A 20,653-nucleotide genomic window follows, 5' to 3' on the forward strand; every position below is an offset into this window, starting at 1 on the left:
ATCCCTAACTGGGTGATGCGATAATTGCACAGATTTCTGGGTGTTTTTACTCACTATTATCTCGGATAATTCACTTTTACCCCCTCAAGCAGTGTATGTGCCAGTTGGGGGTGCGGAATGTGGGTTGTATACCCTTAATCGGGCTGCAAAGACGCCCACGTCATAGTGTACTCGCTTGATCGCGCGTGAGTATGTCACTGAATTTGAATCTATAAGACAAGTTAAAGAAGCGAGTGTAATTTTGGGGATCGGCTTTAGTATCAACGTGAGAAGCCAGCAGAATCGATTTCAACCGCCACGCCAGCCAGCGATTGAAATCGCGCTTACACAAACGATGTCCGCCTCCGCGGACTGTCCAAGCCAGCCAGCGATTAAATCGCGCCTACATAAACTATGTCCGCCTCTGGGCGGACTGGGAAATTTGAATTTCAACCTGCGGAGGCAGGTTTTGTCTGTGTAGAAGCGGTTTCAACCGCCCTGTCTGTGTCTGTGTCTAGAGTATAAGGAGAGTCCATGAAATTAGCGATCGCCAAAGAAGTCGAAGCAGGGGAACGCCGGGTAGCCTTAGTACCCGACGTTGTAGCCCGATTAGTCAAACAAGGCGTCGAAGTTTGGGTTGAGGCGGGTGCCGGTGCAAAATCCTTTTTCTCGGATCTTGCTTACGAAGAAGCCGGAGCTCGTGTTATCGCCGATACCGCTACGCTGTGGGGCGAAGCCGATGTCGTCGTCAAAATTGGGGAGCTCAAAGAATCAGAAGTTCACCAACTTCGCGAAGGAGGAGTTTTCATCGGATTTTTGAATCCTTTGGGAAATCCGGCGTTAGTACAGCGGTTGGCCGATCGCAAAATAACCGCATTCAGCATGGAAATGATCCCGCGTACCAGCCGCGCCCAAAGCATGGACGCGCTGTCATCCCAGGCCAACGTTGCGGGTTACAAAGCGGTACTGATCGCAGCCTGTGCATTACCGAAATATTTCCCGATGTTGACAACGGCGGCGGGTACAATTCGCCCCGCGAAAATATTGGTGATGGGCGTGGGCGTTGCGGGCTTACAGGCGATCGCGACAGCGCGCCGTTTGGGCGCAGTCGTCGAAGCTTTCGACATCCGCCCGGAAACTAAAGAACAAGTGCAAAGCTTGGGTGCTAAATTCGTTGATGTCGAACTCAAAGAAGAAACAGTCGCCGCCGGTGGTTACGCAAAAGAATTATCAGAAGCAGCCAAAGAATACACCCGTCAAGTGCTCACTCAACACGTCAGCGCTTCCGATGCAGTGATTACAACTGCTCAAGTTCCCGGCAGAAAAGCACCTATTTTAGTTACTAGAGAAATGGTTTCTCAAATGAAGCCCGGATCGGTAATTGTTGACCTCGCGGCGGAACAAGGTGGTAACTGCGAATGTTCTGAAGCTGGGAAAGATGTTGAATGGAACGGAGTTAATGTCATCGGCCCGATTAATTTACCTTCGTCGATGCCAGTACACGCTAGCGAAACTTACTCCAAAAATATCTCGGCTTTGGTTCAGTTGATGTTGAAAGATAAGGAACTAAATTTAAATTTTGAAGATGATATCATTGCTGGTTCTTGTGTGACCCGCGATGGCGAGATTAGCAACCAGCGAGTTCGCGACGCTTTGACGGCTGAGGCTTCAGCAGTCAGTTAGATAATGATGGTTCGTAGTAAGGACTTCAGTCCTCAAAGGTTCGTAGTAAGGACTTTAGTCCTCAAGGTTCGTAGTAAGGACTTCAGTCCTCAAGGTTCGTAGTAAGGACTTCAGTCCTATCAGGTTCTTAGTAAGGACTTCAGTCCTATCAGGTTCGTATTAAAGACTTTAGTCTTTACAATCTGAATAAAGAAGGACTAAAGTCCTCACTACGAACCTATAGTAACGACTTTAGTCTGAAAAATTCGTATTAAAGACTTTAGTCTTTACAATCTGAATAAATAAGGACTAAAGTCCTCACTACGAACCTAATTACCAATTACCAATTACCAATTGTTATGGCAGAAGGATTGATTGCAGGTTTAGTGGTGTTTACCCTAGCATCGTTTGTGGGATTTGAAGTTATTAACAAAGTCCCACCGACGCTACATACACCTTTGATGTCGGGTTCCAATGCGATTTCGGGAATTGCAGTTTTAGGTGCAATTCTGATTTCAGGACAAGGTAATGTGACTGTTACTTCTATTTTAGGGACGATCGCGATCGCCCTGGCCACTATCAACGTAGTCGGCGGTTTCTTAGTCACCGATCGAATGCTGCAAATGTTCAAGAAAAAAGAGGTTAAAGCGTGAGCGATTTTCTGCCAAGTGGCATTCAACTAGGTTATTTAGTTGCCGCATCTTTGTTTATTATCGGTTTGAAACAGTTGGGATCGCCCGCAACTGCGCGTCAAGGAAATGTGTTAGCTGCGATCGGGATGTTAATTGCGATCGTTGGTACGTTACTGGAAAAGCAAGTAGTCAGCTACGAATTGATTGCAGTCGGAATTATCGTCGGTTCCATTTTGGGAACAATTATGGCGAAAACCGTCGCAATGACGGATATGCCGCAGATGGTGGGTTTGCTTAACGGTTTCGGGGGTGCGGCTTCTGCACTCGTTGCTGTGGGCGAATTCTGGCGCTATCTCAGCATCCCCCAATCGCCAACTCCTGACGCGACAATCACGATCCTTTTGGGCGTGTTGATTGGCGGGATTACTTTCACTGGAAGCCTTGTGGCGTTTGCGAAACTGCAAGAATTGCTACCGGGTGCGCCGATGACGTTTCCGCTGCAACAGCCGTTTAATGCCATGCTGGCGATCGCACTTTTAGCCGGCAGCGGTTATATGCTGGCGAATCCGGAGGATGTGCCAGTATTCCTGGGTTTGGTGCTGATTTCCAATATTTTGGGAATCGCGTTTGTGCTGCCTATTGGCGGCGGCGATATGCCCGTGGTGGTGTCGCTGCTAAACTCCTATTCGGGGATTGCCGCGAGTGTGGCTGGGTTCATTTTGATGAACAATATGCTGATTATCGCTGGTGCCTTGGTGGGCGCGTCGGGGATTATTTTGACGCAAATCATGTGCAAGGCGATGAATCGATCGCTTTCTAGCGTACTGTTTAGTGCCTTTGGTAGCGGTGGCGGAAGTGCTGCGGCTGCTGGGGTTGCTGGAGGTGCGATCGACAAAACTGTTCGCAGCATCAATCTCGAAGAAAGTGCGATGATGTTAGGCTATGCGCGATCGGTAGTAATTATTCCCGGTTACGGGATGGCTGTAGCGCAAGCACAGCACGCGGTACGGGAGTTAGCCGACGGTTTGGAAAAAATGGGTGTTGACGTGAAATACGCGATTCACCCGGTGGCTGGGCGGATGCCGGGGCACATGAATGTGTTGCTGGCGGAGGCAAATGTGCCTTACCCGCAGTTGTACGATATGGACGATATCAACCCGCAGTTTGACGAGACGGATGTGGCGTTGGTAATCGGGGCGAATGATGTGGTAAATCCGGCGGCGCGTCACGATACGGCTAGCCCGATTTATGGGATGCCGATTTTGGAGGTTGATAAGGCTAAACATACGATCGTGATCAAGCGCGGGATGAGTGCTGGTTTTTCGGGTGTTGACAATGAGTTGTTTTATAAGGATAAGACGATGATGTTGTTTGGTAGCGCGAAGGATGTGGTTGCGAAATTAGTTGCTGAGGTGAAGCAGTTGTAGGATTTTGCAACCGCTGATGAAGGCAGATTAACGCGGATTAACGCAGATGATTAAACCCGGTTTATCCAATAAACCGGGTTTTTGTTTTGGGCGATTTTTTTATGCAATGCTAGCTTGATTCACATATTCACTGGAAATGGGTGTATGTGAAAATCCTTGTTCTCTGGCTGTTTGAAACCAATTTTCTGCTAAGGTGCGATCGGCGGCTACACCATCAGCACCGCAGAGATAAATTCCTGCTAAGTTGTTTGAGGCAACAGCATAGCCCTGCTCGGCGGATTTGATGTACCATTTAATTGCTTCTAATATCATCTTTTTTCGACCTAATCCTAAATGGTACATACTGGCAATGATGGACTGGGATTCGGCATTTCCTTGTTCGGCTAGTGGTTTTAACAAGGTAAAGGCTTGGGTATAATCTTGGTTGTTAAAAGTGGCTAGACCTTTTTCTAAGTCAGACATTAACGGTTATTAATAAATTCAATATACTATAATAGCATTAAACCAATTCAGGAAACATTTCCATGAACAGGCAAAAAATACTTCTAGATCCTGTTTTACCGACAGAAGAAGAAACCAAAGCTATCAAATTGTTGGATAAGATGCTATGTTTCAAGACAGAAAATGATGATTCTGAGATATTAAAAGTAAAATTGGTGGAAGTTGGCGGAGAAGAAATTGCACTTCCTCAATCTCTCTATCAATTGTTGTGTCAAGCTGCACATTTGATGGCCGCTGGTAAAGCAGTATCTTTGGTGCCAATTGACCAAGATATGACTGTTGAAGAAGCTGCGAGTTTGCTGAATGTGTCACCAGAATTTGTAGTCAAGTTGCTCGATGATGGGGAAATTCCCTATGGAAAATTAGGAAACCAGGGGCGGATAAGTTTGGCAAGTGCGATCGCATATAAGCAGCAGCGTAGTGTTAAGCGCCGTGAAATTCTCAAGGAATTAGCTGAGTTTAGCCAGGAAGAGGAATTGCATGAGACTAGAGTATACAGCTAGCAGGTTGATTCCGATTTTTGCAGATAAGATTCAACGTTATTATCAGAATATTTTGTATTTTTAGTTAAGGGCGATCGTTCTTGTGTCGAGAAAGGCGATCGGTATTTGTTATATACTGAGTGTAGCACGTCAGTTACTGCAACTTCGCCCAGTCCGGCAGGAAATTAATTCCCTGGCCGTTTTCGGGAATACGTTACTTGGCTGATGTAGAAAATTTCAACTTATTTAGAACTTGCGTGTCGAGACCAAAGAAACCGGGTTTTTCACAGTTTTTACGGTTTTTAACGAAGTATTGTCGAAAAAAACCCGGTTTCTGACTCCCCGTAAGTCCTATTATTATCGCTGTTGTTATTTCTCAAAATTTTATCGAGGATTCAGTACCGTGAATAATGGTGGGAAGTTTTTTAACACCGCTAATCTGACTGTCGGTGTATTGAGTTTGATAGCGGCTGTTGTCGGTGCGGGAATTGCTTATGTTCAAGGTTGGCCTCCTGTACTTTTTGGAAAAAAAGACCATTTTTTCTGCGAACTTCGCCCAGATACTCAGCGGGGCGGTGAAGTTTGGACTGTCATGTACCGTCACGATAAAGGCGTACAACCTTGGCTGAAAATGGTGACAACTTTGGGTGGTGGTTATACACCGATAAGACGCTGCGAAATAATTGCTGAACGTTTGGAAACTTATCGCAAAGATGGTTTGACTCAGTTAGGTTATCGAGGTGATTCTAATACGCCGGATCAATATGTGATTTGTGCTAAAACTAAGTTGAGTGGCGATAATTGTCCGCTGTTGCTGACGTTGAAGCCCGGTAACGAAACAGAGGCTTATAACTCATTGCGAGATATTACTGAAGATTTGCGGAACGGTACTGGGATTTATCAAAATAGCGATGGTAAGGTAGCTACTTCTAATTTTTCTCCGGCTTCGCCAAAGATTGATTTAACTCCTTTTTTGGCAGAGGCCGATCGCGTTGCAGGATCTAATTCTGCTAAGTGATGTTAAATTTATAGGAATTACGCATGGGGTTCAGAAACCGGGTTTTTGCGAAAATACTTGGTTGCATCCCGCAGATTCAGAAAAAAACCCGGTTTCTTTGGTCGGAGTGCGTAAGTCCTGATTGATTAAAAAGTTCGTTTTGGCTAATTGTTATAACCCACAAGTCGCGGGCAACATCCTGGCTGGTAAGCCGCAGTGCCAGGTATCGGAAACCCAGATACCGCATGACTCCGTGGATTTTGACTCCCTCACAATTCTTAATAAAAACTTGAAGCCTTTATAGGTTACACTCTACAAGTCTCCACACAAGAGAAGAAGATCGGTATAGGTATTCCACCCATTCCCCAAACGAGCCATATTTATACGGGAGGTGGGCTGATGGTGCTTGGGTATTGAAAGTTAACTCGGAGTATGACAACCATCGTCCTTCGTATCCGTATCCTTTCTGTTTCCAGCCGACCGCCTCGCTGAAAGCAGTCCATACTTCTCGATTATACTCTTTAGTGCCGCCAAGACTTTGATAAATCCGTTTTTGCACGGAAAAACCGAAGCGTCCATCACTGTATTGTACCCAAAGTCGATCGATCGCCCGCAAATCAGGACAGGAAAAATTTTCGATATTTTCATCGTCTAGCCAACCTTCTTTTTGTCTCTCCGCCACTTCTAAGATTTTTTGAGCAGTTTCCAAATCGGCTTCCTGCCACTTCCCGGCCGACAATAACTGTTCTAGTTTAGTATAGTCTGCTTTAGCCAGGGGTTGATTTTCCCAAGATTGATTTGCCTGATAAGTTTTAATTGGAATTCCCCACTTAAAAGTATTAACTTGTACCCCTCCACCAGCAACTCTTGCCGCCGCTTGTTGCAGCGTCGCTTTCTGTTGTTCGGACAAACTTGCTTGCTGACTCTGCAAATCAGCAACAATTTGAGCGTCTGTTTTCCCGTGAACTGCCACCACTTTCCCGCTAGTATCTAAAACAGGCCCGCCACTCATCCCGCCATAAGTAGAAGCATCATAGGAAATCCCATAACCCTGTTCCAACACATCCAACCCCGATACCGAACCTCGCACAAATTGTTGTACTAATTTGCGACTTCCAACCCTATCGGGAAACCCAGAAATATAGATTTGATCTGTTTGTTTCACGCTATCGGAATCGCCAAGATTGAGACTCGGATAAGGACAATTTTCACCGGCTGACTGAAACGTTACCACTGCTAAATCCAGATTTGGGCTTGCTTGGACGCTGTTAGTTTTATGAAGTTTTTGGTCGTTAGTTTGCAGGTTCAAACTGCGCCCTTCCACGACATGACGTGCGGTGAGTACCGTGCAAACTCCCGTTGGCCCCGGCACAATAAAGCCCGTACCGTGTCCGCTTTCATTCTGGTAGGAAATCAGTACAATGCTCTTTTTAACTGTTTCGGCAATTTCTTGAGATGACTTCTGCTGCGAGCAACTTGTTAGGGAGAGTCCGATGAGGGTAAAAATTAGCCAGCAAGAGCGGAATTTCATAGATTTTGCCGATCGTCTTAGGGAATAAGGGAGTAAATGAATAATTTCTACAACAGTGATGTGTTGTTTTCCAGGTAGGAGATTAACATGAAAGTATACCATTTTTTTGCGATCGTAGCTACGAGTAAGGAGATGGGAGCGATCGCACGTAACAAGTTAAGATTAAAAGTTTCTCGATATCTCGCTGGTAGCCAAGTCTAGATCCCCCTAAATCCCCCTTAAGAAGGGGGACTTTGACTGCACTCTTGTCCCCCCCGACCTAAGGGGGGCTAGGGGGGATCCAGATTTTGTGGACTTACTTTTGGTTTAAATAGTCACGGGCGATCGATGCTAGTCGAATATACCTGCGATCGAAGTTTTTTAAATATAATAAAATTCTAAAGAATTAATCGAACTGCAAAAATTGTACTAACCTTAGATCGAAAGTCAATTAAATTCAAAAGTTTTCAACTATGTCAGATAAACCTTTTGACCTCGGCCAATTAGATGGCCTAGACTATGACGACGCAGAGCCACTCCTGGATGATTATCAGGAAACGTTAATCGAGCTATTTGTCAATTCTCCCGAAGGAGAAGAATACTGTAAAACTTATCCAGACGTTGGATCTTGGATCTCGCATTTCATTTATTACGGTTTCAGCTATGAAGGTTCTACACTACCTTCCATGACAGTGGCAGATGTGGAAAGCATAATCGAAGACTTATTTCCCAGAAAAGTCACTTTGCTTTCGCCGGAAGATGGTGAAAATGCTATCCCGGAATTATTGGCTTTCTGGCATTTTGTGCAACGAGAATTCAGACAGCAAAATGCCACTTCAATTATCGAATACCTGCGGGATATTGAGCCGGAATTTCAGGAGATTATGGAAGATTCTTCTAAATTCGGAATTGCCAAATCCTTTGTAACGATGGGTCATAAAGCAGGGTTTGATATGACTACGGAGGAAGGCATGAAACAATTTCAGCAGATATATAATGCTGAGATTGCCCCTACGCTTGCAGCTAAAAACTCAGATATGTTTGGATGGTCAAGCCCACCGATAAGTGGTAGTGGTTTCCATCCCTCTAAAGTAAGTAAAGAAAAGCAAAAAAAAGCAAAAAAAATGGCGGCTGCATCGAGAAAACGCAACCGCACTAAGAAAAAATGAGGGTTTAGCAAGTATCTATCCTCACTTCACTCTTCTTCTGTTACCGATAACAGAAATTACCGACTCCGACAAAGAAACCGGGTTTTTTACCTAATCAGTCCGTAGCAACAAAGTATTTTCGCGAAAAACCCGGTTTCTGGGCCCCATGCTAAGTCCTATTTGCCCAAACCAATCCTAAAATCTTACTAAATGCACCAAGATTAGGTAAAATCATTTGGGTGTCTGAGGATTAACTATATGCGCTGGGTTCGATATATTGCGATCGCGATCGTCAATGCTTTCGGTGTCGTCATCGGTATAATTTGGGTTGCCATCCCTACAACAGTGGCTCAACCTACTCTAAATTACAAACTCGCACTCTCCCCGCGACAGCCCGACGGCGATACTCCGCAATCGCTCCCCGAACTCTACAAATTGCGCGATCGCCTCAAGGTACAATTAGATAAACTTGCCGAAACTCCCGACAGCAGTCTGTTTTCTCCCGAATATTGGCAACCAGATAGCCCCCGCCACCAATCCGAAACTCTCACGAAGCAACTCCAAAACCTTCAAAGTCAGATTGAAATAGAAAAACAAGCCAAAAATAACTGGGATGAGGCTGCTAGATTGGCTTCCCAAGCGGTTGTCATTGGACGCACTTCTAAAGCGGATCCCGCTACTTGGGAACAGTCGCAACGCTTCTGGCAATTGGCTATCAATAACCTGCGACTCATTCCCCACGGTTCTTTGTTGGCTGAACGGGCGATCGACAAAACCATCGAATATCAAGGAAATCTCACTCTCGCTACCTACGAATGGCAAGTAGCACGTTCTGCACAGAAAATTAGAGCCGAGGAAGAACAGGTAAGAGAAATTGCCCGAAAAGAACAAGAGAAAATAGAATTTGCTCGCCGCGAAATTGAGAGAAAAGAACAAGAGAAAAAAGAACTCGCTCGCAGAGAACTAGAACAACAAGAATTTGCAAGGCAAGAATTAGTCCGCAAAGAACAAGAAAAACAAGAACTCGCCCGCCAAGCAAAAGAAAGGGAAGAATTAGCCCTAAAAGAACTCACAAGACAAGAATTAGAAAAGCAAGAACTCGCCCTAAAAGAACAACAAAGACAACAATTAGAACTCAATCAACAACCAACTCCTCAACCAACTCCCGAGTCAATCGCAACACCAACTCCCGAATCAACCGCAACACCAACTCCAACCTCAGTTACGCCCGCAACCTTACCGACAAACTTCTTCTTTGCCGGAGATACTAATAGAGACGGCAAAATTAATCAACTAGACGAAGCCGAAAAAGATAAATGGTCATTGTCCCGCGGCGCGCTGATTGTGTATAGCGATCGCAATAACGAACGCCGCAGCAAAATACCGACTTGGCAAGAAACCAAGGTTAGCGTCCCTCGCCGCGCAGCAATGCTTTCTCAAGTTAACTTAATCCTGTCGGAAAACTTCAAAGATTCTCAATTATTTATCACGGCTGACACCATTGGCAGCCCTCACATCAGCGTTTTTCAGAAAACTGCCGACGGCTGGCTACCTGTAGATATATCCGGTACTAAACCAATAAATTTTAGCACGAATATTGTTTTAGGAGTGGAAGCAAAACAATTTGCCGATCGCAATTGGAACGGTACTGTTAATCTCAAAGCAACCGCCGAAAATAACGGTCAACAAATCGCTGCCGCGACCATCCAAATGGGCGTTAGTCCTTGGATGATAGCACCAAATACAGCACCAGTAACACAAGTTCAGGTCAGCGACCGAGGCTCAGCTAACAGTGAATTTATCTCCCAACTCAAACAAGCTGTAGAACCCACAGGGGCTCAGGTAAAAATCATCCAGGGCGATAATGCTTGGATGCAAGACAGTCACAAAAATGGCTACGTTCAAGTTCCCGAAAAATCCGATATGCGTCAAGTTAATGTCGCGATTAAAAGCCCTAGCAATCCAGAGTTAGACAAGCCAGCCAAGTCAAATCAAGAGCGGGATTTGAGAGTATTTAAAATTGGCAAACCTCGCTCTTTAGATCCTGTAAATCAGTGGTCTGATGGATACGGAAATTTGCAGGTGACGCCGCCGATTCCCGGATACCCAATGGGTCGAGCTTATTACGGAAATTCGGGGAATGCTGGTTTTAATCCTGAGGTACTAGATTTTATTCAAGCTCAAAGAATTCAAGGCCCAGCGGTGGATATTGATACTTCTTGGCTTTTGACTCGCCAAGTCGATGAAATTATCAATTTTATTCCCAGTCAAATCCCCGGAAAGTCTATAATGGCGATCGCCAGTCCAGAAGCCGGAGTTAAGTTATTGGAAGAATTGGCCCAAAAAGGGTACGGTGATGTGACAATCAATCGCGGCTTGAGCACTGAAACTACAGTCAGCGCTGCCTTGAACAATCCTGCTTTAATTCAACACAACCTCAAGCTGCAAAAGCAGAAACTCAATCCGATTTTAGAGAAGTTGAAAAGAGAGTTTGCCCTCGCAGACGACCAAATCGTTCAGGTTCCAGCGATGTTTGGCTACAGCGGTTATGCTTGGTGGCCGAATATGGTCAATTCGGTGCCTGTTAACGGTAAGTTGTTAGTCTCCAATCCGCGCGGGGCAATGATTGATGGTTTAGATTACACTCAGGAAAGATTGCGCCAATTGCTACTTCCTGCTGGCGTTAACGTGAGTTTTCTGGATGATAGGTATTATCAAGAATTGAAAGGAAACGTGCAATCGGCGACGAATACTGTGAGGCAGCCGGAACCTATTCCTTTTTGGCAATCTTTGCCTAATAATTGAGTATCTTGTAGGGGCGGGTTCGCCAATAATAATTGCCAAAAACCCACAATCTAAAAAAACCGCCCCCACCCAACAATAAATTCCAATGTACCAATTTTGTAGTAAAAGTAGGGTGCGTCGCTGCGATAATCTCGGTAGTTTACGACAATATATGAGCGACACACCCGCCCCGCGAGTGATATTGTTTCCGGTTGTATGGAAATGATTTAACCGCAGAGAGCGCAGAGGACACAGAGAGAGATATAGAGAGCTTAATAATTCCTATGCAACCCAATTTGATATGAAAGTAGGGTGCGTCGTTGCGATAATCCCGGTAATTTAGGACAATATATGAGCGACGCACCTACCGCGATTTTTTAGTTCACTTGCCCTCGACTTCGTTGGTAGAGTTAGAGGTCAAAAAAAAGCGGTTGAAACCGCCCGATCGCTATAATATACATACGACATTCTCAGCAGCCAAACCCGCGCTCAACTATGACACTAAAAGAATTAGAACCGCAACTCCTTTCCCTGACTCCGCCTGAGAAAGCTCAAGCAATACAGATATTAGCTCAAAGTTTAGCCAACACCTGGCAGGGCATTGAAAAAACTCCCGGTACTGTTGGCGGTAATGCCAGGATTGCAGGGACTAGAATTTCTGTTTGGGGATTGGTAGAGTCTCGCCGATTAGGTACAACTGACGCTCAACTTTTAGAAGATTATCCGCATCTTAGTGCTAGCGACTTGAAAAATGCTTGGGCTTATGCTGAGGCATTTCCTGACGAAATTGAATCAGCGATTAAGTTGAACGATATATAGCAGTTGACAGTTGACAGTTGACAGTTGACAGTTATAGAGTAGGGTAATCAAACCGTTGATGCTAGAGGGATACTCGGTTTTATTGATGAGTTTATTTCTGTCAATACCGATGTGGTGGTTGCTATAAATAGAGGTTTTAAAAGTTGGTAAATTTGCGATCGCCCCAACCGACAAATTTCTCATAAAATTGGCTTGTAGTGAGGACTTCAGTCCTAAGTGCGAAGGGGACGCTCGCGCCCTCAGCATCATTCGACCATCACCGGATTTAATATAAATTGACACTCCCCGGCGTGAACGCGCGGGGATTCTTGGTTCAACCAGTCGGCTTGCTTGTTGATGTCATCACCAACGAGTAGAGGTCGGTTTCCAAGCGTTAATTCCGGTGTGCCCCACCGTATTTAAACTAATTCCTGCACGGGCTTTCAATCCTTTAGCCAAAATATTCTTCGCTGCATTGTGGTCGCGGTCTAACACCGTACCACACAGGCAAATATGAGTTCTGACTGATAGCGATTTCTGAACGCGATTGCCGCAACTTGAACAATCTTGGGAAGTGTACCCAGGTGCTACAGCAACTACTGTTTTACCGTATACTTTCCCAAAATATTGCAACCATTGGGCAAACTGTGACCACGCTGCGTCGCTAATTCCCAACGCAAGTTTATGGTTTTTCACCATATTTCTTACCTGAAGGTCTTCGTAGGCTACGAAATCGTTAGATTTCACTACGCACAACGCTGTTTTAATGGCGAAGTCTTTACGCTGCCTACTAACTTTTAAGTGTTTTCTGCCTAATTTATTGATAGCTTTCTTACGATTGCCCGAACCTTTCTTTTTTCGAGAAACTCGTTTCTGCAACCGCTTCAAAGCTTTTTCACTTTTGCGAAGATGTCGAGGATTTGGAACTATTTCCCCGGTACTATCGGTGTAGAAATGGTTCAACCCCACATCTATGCCAATCGTTTTCCCCGTAGGAACTATTTCTTCTGTTCGCTCTACATTAATACAAAACTGAGCGTAGTAACCGTCAGCGCGACGAATTACTCTGACTCGCTTAATTTCCTTGGGCGCATAGAATTGCAAGTCTCGACTACCAAGCAATCTGAAGGTTCCAGCAGCAAAGCCGTCCGTGAAAGTCAGACATCTTTTATCGACCGAAAGTGCCCATCCTGATGTTTTGTATTCTACGGAACGAGTGTGTTTTTTGAATTGTGGGTATCCTTTTTTTCCTGGTTTTGACGCTTTGCAATTAGAGAAGAAACGTTGAATAGCAAAAATGGCACGTTCCGCTGAAGCTTGACGTGCCATTGAGTTAAGTTTTCGGGCCCATTCAAACTCTTTTGCCATAATGGCGCATTGTTTGTAGAGATCGATTAACTTAACTCCCTGATTGTCGATCCAGTATCTGAGAGCTTGGTTTCGGACAAATTGAGCTGTGCGGATCATTTCGTCTATGACCCGGTATTGCTGTGGCTTGCCTTTTAACTTGAACTCTAGTACAATCATGGGATAATTCTATCACATTTACGAGCAGGTGTTGCTACAAATTGACTATTTCAAGAATCTTTACACTGGAATTAAATCCGTCCTATAAGGACGGGGCTTTAGACCCAGCTTTTTGGTAAGATTGTCTAAAAGCAGTATTTGTACAAAAAATTTAGTGCCATGAGTAACGAACCGGAACAAAATCAAATTTTGACTCAGCAACCGGAAACAATTGCTACTGACAGCGGTGAGTTCGCGAATAGTGTCATTACCAATCCCCATACAACTTCCGAAGCAGCAGAAACTCCCGCTGAAATCCCCCCAATTGAAGATGCTTTAGCAGCAACTTCTGAACCCCCAGAAACTCCTATACAAAATCTCCCAATTGAAGATGATTTAATAGCAAGTTCCGAACCACCAGAAACTCCTACAGAAAATCTCGCCAGTGACAATGTTTTAACAGCAAGTTCCGAACCACCAGAAACTCCTACAGAAAATCTCGCCAGTGACAATGTTTTAACAGCAAGTTCCGAACCACCAGAAACTTCCGAAAAAATTGCCGCGCTCGAAGATATTTCAACAGCAATAAACCAAACAGAAATAATTCCAATTATAGCCGACAATGCGCCGAAAAATAGTCAAATAGTCGGTGATTCCCAGCCGACAACTTACACCGCAAATCCCGATCGCAAATCAACTCCAATCTGGCAAATATTGGCAATTTTTCTGAGTGGAATGTTAGTCGGTTCCGTACTCAGTCTCGGCAGTTTGGTCGCGTGGAGAATGTATCAAGAAAGAGCGAACCTTCAAATCAGATTGCCTTCCGACGTACCCTTGCCGGAAAGCCCTCCCCCTGTTCCAGCAGCGCGCACCAACCGCCTGCCCGGAGTGCCCCCCGCACCCCAGCAGACATTACCCGCCACCGCACCCTCGCCGACTGCAACTCAAGTACCATCGCTGTCTGGGGTTCCGCAACTTGCTTCGCCCTCCCCGTTACCTTCTCCTGCTGCATCTCCCGCTGCCCTGGAAACCCCTGTAACTGAGCGAGTTAGCTTTGCAGCGGGTGCTACCGGAACGACTCTCAGCAATAGCTTGCCAGCCAACAAATCTAAGCGCTACTTGCTAGAATGCAATAGCGGCCAAAGCATGACAGTAAAGGTTCAAGAAGGTCAAGTTAGTGCAAATATTATTGCTCCTAACGGTGAAAAAGTAGGTACTGTTGATAGCACAGGTCAGTGGCAAGGTCAACTACCCACCAGCGGCGATTATACTATTGAAATTTCGGGCGATCGCCAAGCAAACTACGGAGTGAAAATTGAAGTCAAATAGCCAGTATAATTTTATCAGGGGGTAGTTGCAAAATACATCAACCCGCCCTGGTTGCCAATTACCCATTACCAATTACTAATTACCAATGGTCGCACAAGTATCTCCAAGCATCTACGAAGCAAAGACTCAGGAAATTGCTAAAGAAATCCTTAAGGCAACTCAAGACAAAAAGCGATCGTTTTTCGGTCAACTGCAAGACCAAATGCGCTGGGACGACAAGCTGATGGATTGGGCAATGGCCAGCCCCGGATTGCGGGTGCAATTGTTTCGATTTATTGACTGTTTGCCCGCCCTCCGCAGCAAGCCGGAAATTGCCCGCCACTTGCAAGAATACTTGACTGTGGAAGAGGTAGAATTGCCGGAAGCTTTGAAAAAATTGCTCAGCTTTGCTAATGCTGATTCGGTTCCGGGCCAATTGGCTGCGACGACGGTTGCGCCTGCTGTAGAAACTTTGGCGCACAAGTATATTTCTGGGGAAAATATCAAGCAGGTAATTAAAACCTTAGAACGGCTTCGCAAAGATAAAATGGGTTTTACAGTTGACCTTTTGGGGGAAGCTGTGATTACTGAAACTGAGGCCGAAGTTTATCTTAACCGCTATTTGGAATTGATGGCGGAATTGAGCAATGCAGCTAAGAATTGGTCGCAGGTAGATGCCATCGACAAGGCTGACGGCGAAACTCTGCCGCGAGTGCAAGTATCCGTCAAGTTAACGGCTTTTTATTCTCAGTTTGACCCGCTGGATGCGAAAGGCAGCGAGGAGAAAGTTAGCGAAAGAATTCGCCTGTTATTGCGGCGCGCGCAGGAGTTGGGGGCGGCTGTTCATTTCGATATGGAACAGTACGCCTACAAGAGTTTAACTCTCAGTATTCTCAAAGACTTATTGTTAGAGGAAGAGTTTCGCAGCCGCACGGATATTGGTATCACATTGCAAGCATATTTGCGCGATAGCAAACAAGATTTGCAAGGCATTATTGCTTGGGCGAAAAAACGCGGAAATCCGGTAACGGTGCGTGTGGTGAAAGGCGCTTACTGGGATCAGGAAACAATTAAGGCGATGCAGAAGGATTGGCCGCAGCCTGTCTACAATGACAAAGTTGCTACGGATGCAAATTTTGAGCAGATGACTCAGTTACTGCTGGAAAATCACGAATATTTGTATGCTGCGATCGCAAGTCATAACGTCCGATCGCAAGCCCGGGCGATCGCAATTGCCGAGACTCTCAATATACCGCGCCGCCGCTTTGAGATGCAAGTGCTCTACGGCATGGGCGACAAACTAGCTAAGCTTTTGGTCGATCGCGGTTATCGCGTCCGAGTATACTGTCCCTACGGCGATTTGCTCCCAGGTATGGCTTATTTGATCCGCCGTTTGCTGGAAAACACCGCCAACAGTTCGTTTATCCGGCAAAGTTCCGAAGAAATGCCGATCGAACAATTATTAGCCGCACCAGTCGCTAATGGCAATGACCAGATAGCTTACAGCAAAGTTTTCCCCAACGTCGCCGATACCGACTACGCCAATACCAAACTGCGACAACAAGCAGAAGCAGCCATCAAATTAGTGCGGGCTAGCTTAGGTAAAACTTATTTGCCGCTAATCGACGGCGAGTACCAAAACACCGAAACAACAGTTAACTCCCTCAACCCTTCCAATCCCGCAGAAGTAGTCGGAAAAATCGGATTGCTGTCTGAAGAACAAGCCAAACAAGCCCTAGAAGCAGCCAAAGCAGCCTCCACAAGTTGGCGAAAAACCCCCGTCCGCCAGCGCGCCGGAGTCCTCCGCAAAGCAGCCGAATTGATGGAACAACGGCGCCACGAACTGTCAGCTTGGATGGTGTTTGAAGTCGGCAAACCAGTCAGAGAATGCGATGTCGAAGTCTCCGAAGCCATTGATTTTTGTCGCTACTACGCCGACGAAATGGAACGGTTGGAACAAGGGCAAAATTACGACATACCAGGAGAAACTAACCGCTACAGCTATCAACCGCGCGGCATTTCTCTGATTATTTCCCCTTGGAATTTCCCGCTGGCAATTCCCGTCGGAATGACAGTTGCATCGCTAGTTGCAGGTAACTGTACCTTACTAAAACCTGCGGAATTTTCCACAGTAATTGCTGCAAAGATAGCGGAAATTTTGCTAGAAGCTGGAATTCCCAAAGGCGTTTTTCAATACGTACCGTGCAAAGGTTCAACCGTCGGCGCTTACATGGTAAAACATCCCGACGTTCACATGATTACCTTCACCGGTTCTCAGGAAGTTGGCTGTCAGATTTATGCCCAAGCTGCGATTTTGCAACCAGGCCAAAAACACCTGAAACGAGTAATTGCAGAAATGGGCGGCAAGAATGCAATTATTGTCGATGAAAGTGCGGATTTAGACCAAGCAGTTGCAGGCGTAGTTTATTCTGCCTTTGGATACAGCGGCCAAAAATGTTCCGCTTGTTCGCGAGTGATTGTGGTCGAGTCGGTGTACGATACTTTTGTGCAAAGATTGGTAGAAGCCGCGCGATCGCTCAATGTCGGCCCAGCCGAAAATCCCGGCACTCAAGTCGGCCCTGTCATCGACGCTACGGCGCAGTCGCGCATCCGCGAATACATCGAAAAAGGTCGCGCCGAAGCTAAGATAGCCTTAGAAATGGCGGCGCCGGAAACAGGCTATTTTGTCGGCCCAGTGATTGTGACGGAAGTCGCGCCGACTGCAACTCTCGCCCAGGAAGAAATTTTCGGCCCAGTTTTGTCGGTGATTCGGGCTCGTAATTTCGATGAGGCGATCGCAATTGCTAACGGTACAAATTTCGCTTTAACTGGTGGATTGTATTCTCGCACACCTTCGCATATCGATCGCGCCCAAGCCGATTTTGAAGTCGGAAACCTGTACATCAATCGCGGAACCACCGGCGCTGTGGTATCGCGCCAACCCTTCGGAGGATTCAAACTTTCGGGAGTTGGTTCCAAAGCCGGCGGCCCGGATTATTTGCTACAATTCCTCGAACCGCGCACTATAACTGAAAATATTCAGCGGCAAGGTTTTGCACCAATTGAAGGAGTTGACGATTAGTCATTCTTTGGTTTGTAGTGAGGACTTCAGTCCTTTCAATCAGGTTCGTAGTAAGGACTTCAGTCCTCTCTCTGACTATTAAGAAGGAAAGAAGGACTAAAGTCCTCACTACGAACCGTGTTGTCCTTTCAATCAGGTTCGTAGTAAGGACTTCAGTCCTCTCTCTGACTATTAAGAAGGAAAGAAGGACTAAAGTCCTCACTACGAACCGTGTTGTCCTTTCAATCAGTTTCGTAGTAAGGACTTCAGTCCTCTCTCTGACTATTAAGAAGGAAAGAAGGACTAAAGTCCTCACTACAAACCGTGTTGTCTGTAGCGTGACATCACAAAACTTCTGCGAGATTAGCTAGTAAAAAAATGGAATCTACTAAAAATCGCGATCGACTAAATTCTCACAACCCTCCCCTTGACAAGTGGTTGCGATTTTTAATTATAGCCGTATTGGCGATCGGAATTTTATTTCGATTTGTCAATCTCGATCGCAAATTCTACTGGATTGACGAAAACTATACTTCCTTAAGAGTTTCGGGCTACACCGAAGCGGAAATTATCAAACAAATTTCATATCAGAAAATAACTTCGCCGTCGGATTTACAAAAATACCAGCAGATCAACTCTCAAAAAACTTTAAGCGATACTCTCAATTCTTTATCAACCGAAGATCCCCAACACCCGCCACTCTATTACATACTAGCACGATTTTGGGCGCAATGGTTCGGCAGTTCCGTTGCCACAATGAGAAGTTTGGCCGCCGTCATTAGCTTGCTAGTATTTCCCGCCATTTATTGGCTGGCTTGGGAGTTATTTGAATCCTCTGCTGCGGCGTGGATGGCGATCGCAATTTTTGCCATTTCTCCCTACCACATCCTGTTTGCCCAAGAAGCCAGACAGTACAGTTTGTGGACATTAACGACCATTTTATCCAGTGCAGCCTTATTGCGAGCAATGCGCCCGGATGTCAATCAAAATCCAATGTTGCTGATTTGTCACTGGACACTATACGCAGTCACAGCAGCAATGGGATTGTACACCCACTTGTTATTTATCTGGGTAGCCGCAGCCCACGCAATCTACGTCGCAGTGATTGCCAACTGGCGCGATGTTAAAACATTTATTGCCTATTATGCAGCAGCAATGGTCGCCTTAATTGGCTTCATGCCTTCCCTGGTAAATACTGTTGAAAAGTTCAATCAAGTTAGAAGTACCACAGTATGGGCAGAACAGACAAATCTCTTCAGATTAGTCAGCAGGTGGGTGGGCGCCGTTAGCATAGGATTTTTTGATATTGGCACTGATGGAACTGCCAACGCCACAAAACTAGCCTTGGTAATTCCTGTTGGCATCATAATTCTAGCTTTAGTCGGCTATTCGCTTTACTTTCTCTGTCGGCAAACACCAAAACGGGTTTGGTTATTGATATTATTGTTAATTGCCACAACTGCCTTATTTTTGGCAGTGCCCGATATACTTAAAGGTGGGAGGCGATCGGCAAATCCGCGATATTTAGTTCCTTGTTATGTGGGAATTCAGCTAGCAGTTGCTTACCTGCTGTCTGCGAAAATTAGCAACAATTTAGATAACTTAAAACCTCAAAAACTGTGGAAAATAGTTATAGTTGCACTGTTTTGTGCTGGCATCATCTCCGGTGGAGTTAGTTCTCAAGCTGATAGTTGGTGGAATAAAGGCAGCGGCTGGCTGCGCGCCGAAATAGAAGTCGCTGCGACTGTCAATCAAGCTAGCAATCCCCTCATCATCAGCGATGCGAATATAGCGTACATCATGCCTTTAAGTTATCGCCTGCAACCAAAAGTCAAACTGTTAATCGAACCCCGGTGTTATACTTCATGCTACGCAAATCGAGAGTTGGCACGGAAAAAACCAGAACCTCCGAACGTTCCCGGCGGTTTGGGCAAGTTGTTTTTGTACAGGCCTTCCTCAAATTTGCGATCGGCAATTGAACAGCAAAACTATCAAATAGATCCGGTTGGCGGTAATGTCGAACTCAATTTGTGGAAAATCACCAAAAAATAATTTAAAAATATTAACAAATTAAAATCTGGTTTGCCGGGAAATACTGCCGAGAAACCGGGTTTTTGGAAGTATAGCTTTTCTCAGATAGATGAGGTATGACTGTAAATGCAGTTGTTAGGTGCATATCTTGCTATACAACAAATTCAAAGAGGGCTGAAGCCCAACAACATACCTCATCTTTTTGAGAAGTGCTGTATGTCGCAAGTATAGTAGAACAGAATTACTTTTCGCGGTAAGCTATAATTTAAGAATCACAAACATAACATCAAAAATCTAAAATGACAGTCACTGAAACATCCAATATTCGCAAACTGCTGTGCGATCCAGACTTAGGGCTGATTCCTCACCTAGAAAAATCCCTGAAAGACTTACACTCGTCTGCGATCGCCAACGGAGAGAAATTTAAGGTAGAACCTTACGATATCGAACTCAACAACTGCCACACTCAAAAGCATCCCAACGATCAAAAACCCCTTGTCACTCAGTCAGTGTTAATGAAAATTCCCCTGACTGGGAAAGTTCAAGACAAGATGCACTTATATCTGATCGCTAGTGAGTTGCAGAACCAAATCGATATCAAAATTATCGACTGGAGTGCCTTGGAACGCCGCCAATACGACATTCACGGCATCCCTTTAAAGCAGCCGATTACCAAAATAGATGGCAAGATGAATTATGAGTTAATATTCGATCGACCAGGCTACTGCTGCATCACTCTGTGCCGTCAATTTGACTTGACTTACGCCGCCAATTATTAAGTAGGTTCGTAGTGAGGACTTTAGTCCTTCTTCAGATTGTTATGAGGA

The 20,653-nt window shown here is 45.4% G+C and carries 16 protein-coding genes; 12 read left to right on the forward strand and 4 right to left on the reverse strand.

All coding sequences use genetic code 11. From position 1 onward, the window contains the following. Positions 1-513: 513 nt before the first annotated feature. From QZ918_RS27365 to QZ918_RS27375, 3 genes are all read left to right on the forward strand, one after another. A complete protein-coding gene (locus QZ918_RS27365) occupies positions 514-1,662 on the forward strand; it encodes a Re/Si-specific NAD(P)(+) transhydrogenase subunit alpha (protein ID WP_293340779.1) in 1,149 nt (382 codons plus the stop codon). A 338-nt stretch (positions 1,663-2,000) separates the two neighbouring features. Next, on the forward strand, positions 2,001-2,294 hold the full coding sequence (locus QZ918_RS27370; RefSeq protein WP_006633295.1) for an NAD(P) transhydrogenase subunit alpha part 2: 294 nt from the start codon (positions 2,001-2,003) through the stop codon (positions 2,292-2,294). After that, positions 2,291-3,700 carry an NAD(P)(+) transhydrogenase (Re/Si-specific) subunit beta gene (locus tag QZ918_RS27375; protein ID WP_293340782.1) on the forward strand — a complete coding sequence of 470 codons (1,410 nt, stop codon included), beginning with the start codon at positions 2,291-2,293 and terminating at the stop codon, positions 3,698-3,700. The genes QZ918_RS27370 and QZ918_RS27375 overlap by 4 nt, the downstream gene beginning before the upstream one ends. Positions 3,701-3,799: 99 nt before the next feature. Here QZ918_RS27375 and QZ918_RS27380 read toward each other — a convergent pair whose 3' ends face one another. Next, the gene (locus tag QZ918_RS27380) at positions 3,800-4,162 is read right to left on the reverse strand and encodes a tetratricopeptide repeat protein (protein ID WP_293340785.1); all 363 of its coding nucleotides are present in this window, start codon (positions 4,160-4,162) and stop codon (positions 3,800-3,802) included. A gap of 62 nt (positions 4,163-4,224) precedes the next feature. On the opposite strand from QZ918_RS27380, the gene QZ918_RS27385 reads away from it, so the two are divergent. Both QZ918_RS27385 and QZ918_RS27390 read left to right on the forward strand, forming a co-directional pair. Then, positions 4,225-4,704 (forward strand): excisionase family DNA-binding protein, encoded by a 480-nt coding sequence (locus QZ918_RS27385; protein ID WP_293340788.1) that lies wholly within the window; start codon positions 4,225-4,227, stop codon positions 4,702-4,704. 382 nt (positions 4,705-5,086) lie between these two features. After that, positions 5,087-5,701 (forward strand): COP23 domain-containing protein, encoded by a 615-nt coding sequence (locus QZ918_RS27390; RefSeq protein ID WP_293340791.1) that lies wholly within the window; start codon positions 5,087-5,089, stop codon positions 5,699-5,701. 277 nt (positions 5,702-5,978) lie between these two features. Here the strand turns inward: QZ918_RS27390 and QZ918_RS27395 are convergent, their stop codons facing one another. Beyond that, positions 5,979-7,211, reverse strand: coding sequence for a GUN4 domain-containing protein (locus QZ918_RS27395; RefSeq protein ID WP_293340794.1), 1,233 nt, complete (start codon positions 7,209-7,211; stop codon positions 5,979-5,981). A gap of 452 nt (positions 7,212-7,663) precedes the next feature. On the opposite strand from QZ918_RS27395, the gene QZ918_RS27400 reads away from it, so the two are divergent. The 3 genes from QZ918_RS27400 (at position 7,664) to QZ918_RS27410 (ending at position 11,941) form a co-directional block, all read left to right on the forward strand. Then, on the forward strand, positions 7,664-8,359 hold the full coding sequence (locus QZ918_RS27400; protein WP_293340797.1) for a hypothetical protein: 696 nt from the start codon (positions 7,664-7,666) through the stop codon (positions 8,357-8,359). A 237-nt stretch (positions 8,360-8,596) separates the two neighbouring features. After that, complete coding sequence (locus QZ918_RS27405) at positions 8,597-11,143, forward strand: protein-arginine deiminase family protein (protein WP_293340800.1); 2,547 nt, start codon at positions 8,597-8,599, stop codon at positions 11,141-11,143. Between the two features lie 474 nt (positions 11,144-11,617). Further along, positions 11,618-11,941: a DUF433 domain-containing protein gene (locus tag QZ918_RS27410; RefSeq protein WP_293340804.1), complete on the forward strand. Its 324-nt coding sequence runs from the start codon at positions 11,618-11,620 to the stop codon at positions 11,939-11,941. Here the strand turns inward: QZ918_RS27410 and QZ918_RS27415 are convergent. After that, positions 11,915-12,124, reverse strand: a complete 210-nt coding sequence (locus QZ918_RS27415) for a hypothetical protein (RefSeq protein ID WP_293340807.1) — start codon at positions 12,122-12,124, stop codon at positions 11,915-11,917. The two genes, QZ918_RS27410 and QZ918_RS27415, sit on opposite strands and share 27 nt — an antisense overlap. Positions 12,125-12,283: 159 nt before the next feature. Then, positions 12,284-13,447, reverse strand: coding sequence for an RNA-guided endonuclease InsQ/TnpB family protein (locus tag QZ918_RS27420; protein ID WP_293340809.1), 1,164 nt, complete (start codon positions 13,445-13,447; stop codon positions 12,284-12,286). A gap of 159 nt (positions 13,448-13,606) precedes the next feature. On the opposite strand from QZ918_RS27420, the gene QZ918_RS27425 reads away from it, so the two are divergent. From QZ918_RS27425 to QZ918_RS27440, 4 genes are all read left to right on the forward strand, one after another. After that, positions 13,607-14,755, forward strand: a complete 1,149-nt coding sequence (locus tag QZ918_RS27425; RefSeq protein ID WP_293340812.1) for a hypothetical protein — start codon at positions 13,607-13,609, stop codon at positions 14,753-14,755. An 85-nt stretch (positions 14,756-14,840) separates the two neighbouring features. Further along, complete coding sequence (gene pruA / locus QZ918_RS27430; RefSeq protein WP_293340816.1) at positions 14,841-17,816, forward strand: L-glutamate gamma-semialdehyde dehydrogenase; 2,976 nt, start codon at positions 14,841-14,843, stop codon at positions 17,814-17,816. 357 nt (positions 17,817-18,173) lie between these two features. Further along, positions 18,174-19,847, forward strand: coding sequence for a glycosyltransferase family 39 protein (locus QZ918_RS27435; protein ID WP_293340818.1), 1,674 nt, complete (start codon positions 18,174-18,176; stop codon positions 19,845-19,847). A 278-nt stretch (positions 19,848-20,125) separates the two neighbouring features. Then, on the forward strand, positions 20,126-20,605 hold the full coding sequence (locus QZ918_RS27440; RefSeq protein ID WP_293340821.1) for a hypothetical protein: 480 nt from the start codon (positions 20,126-20,128) through the stop codon (positions 20,603-20,605). Positions 20,606-20,653: the final 48 nt, after the last annotated feature.

The sequence above is a fragment of the Microcoleus sp. CAWBG58 genome, from assembly GCF_020883045.1.
Lineage (GTDB): Bacteria > Cyanobacteriota > Cyanobacteriia > Cyanobacteriales > Microcoleaceae > Microcoleus.

Bases quoted from the DNA above. Each gene is read 5' to 3' on its own strand.
- QZ918_RS27365 (WP_293340779.1), top strand. From the start codon at position 514: ATGAAATTAGCGATCGCCAAAGAAGTCGAAGCAGGGGAACGCCGGGTA.
- QZ918_RS27395 (WP_293340794.1), bottom strand. From the start codon at position 7,211: ATGAAATTCCGCTCTTGCTGGCTAATTTTTACCCTCATCGGACTCTCC.
- pruA (WP_293340816.1), top strand. From the start codon at position 14,841: ATGGTCGCACAAGTATCTCCAAGCATCTACGAAGCAAAGACTCAGGAA.
- QZ918_RS27400 (WP_293340797.1), top strand. From the start codon at position 7,664: ATGTCAGATAAACCTTTTGACCTCGGCCAATTAGATGGCCTAGACTAT.
- QZ918_RS27410 (WP_293340804.1), top strand. From the start codon at position 11,618: ATGACACTAAAAGAATTAGAACCGCAACTCCTTTCCCTGACTCCGCCT.
- QZ918_RS27380 (WP_293340785.1), bottom strand. From the start codon at position 4,162: ATGTCTGACTTAGAAAAAGGTCTAGCCACTTTTAACAACCAAGATTAT.
- QZ918_RS27425 (WP_293340812.1), top strand. From the start codon at position 13,607: ATGAGTAACGAACCGGAACAAAATCAAATTTTGACTCAGCAACCGGAA.
- QZ918_RS27415 (WP_293340807.1), bottom strand. From the start codon at position 12,124: ATGAGAAATTTGTCGGTTGGGGCGATCGCAAATTTACCAACTTTTAAA.
- QZ918_RS27420 (WP_293340809.1), bottom strand. From the start codon at position 13,447: ATGATTGTACTAGAGTTCAAGTTAAAAGGCAAGCCACAGCAATACCGG.
- QZ918_RS27440 (WP_293340821.1), top strand. From the start codon at position 20,126: ATGACAGTCACTGAAACATCCAATATTCGCAAACTGCTGTGCGATCCA.
- QZ918_RS27385 (WP_293340788.1), top strand. From the start codon at position 4,225: ATGAACAGGCAAAAAATACTTCTAGATCCTGTTTTACCGACAGAAGAA.
- QZ918_RS27370 (WP_006633295.1), top strand. From the start codon at position 2,001: ATGGCAGAAGGATTGATTGCAGGTTTAGTGGTGTTTACCCTAGCATCG.
- QZ918_RS27435 (WP_293340818.1), top strand. From the start codon at position 18,174: ATGGAATCTACTAAAAATCGCGATCGACTAAATTCTCACAACCCTCCC.
- QZ918_RS27405 (WP_293340800.1), top strand. From the start codon at position 8,597: ATGCGCTGGGTTCGATATATTGCGATCGCGATCGTCAATGCTTTCGGT.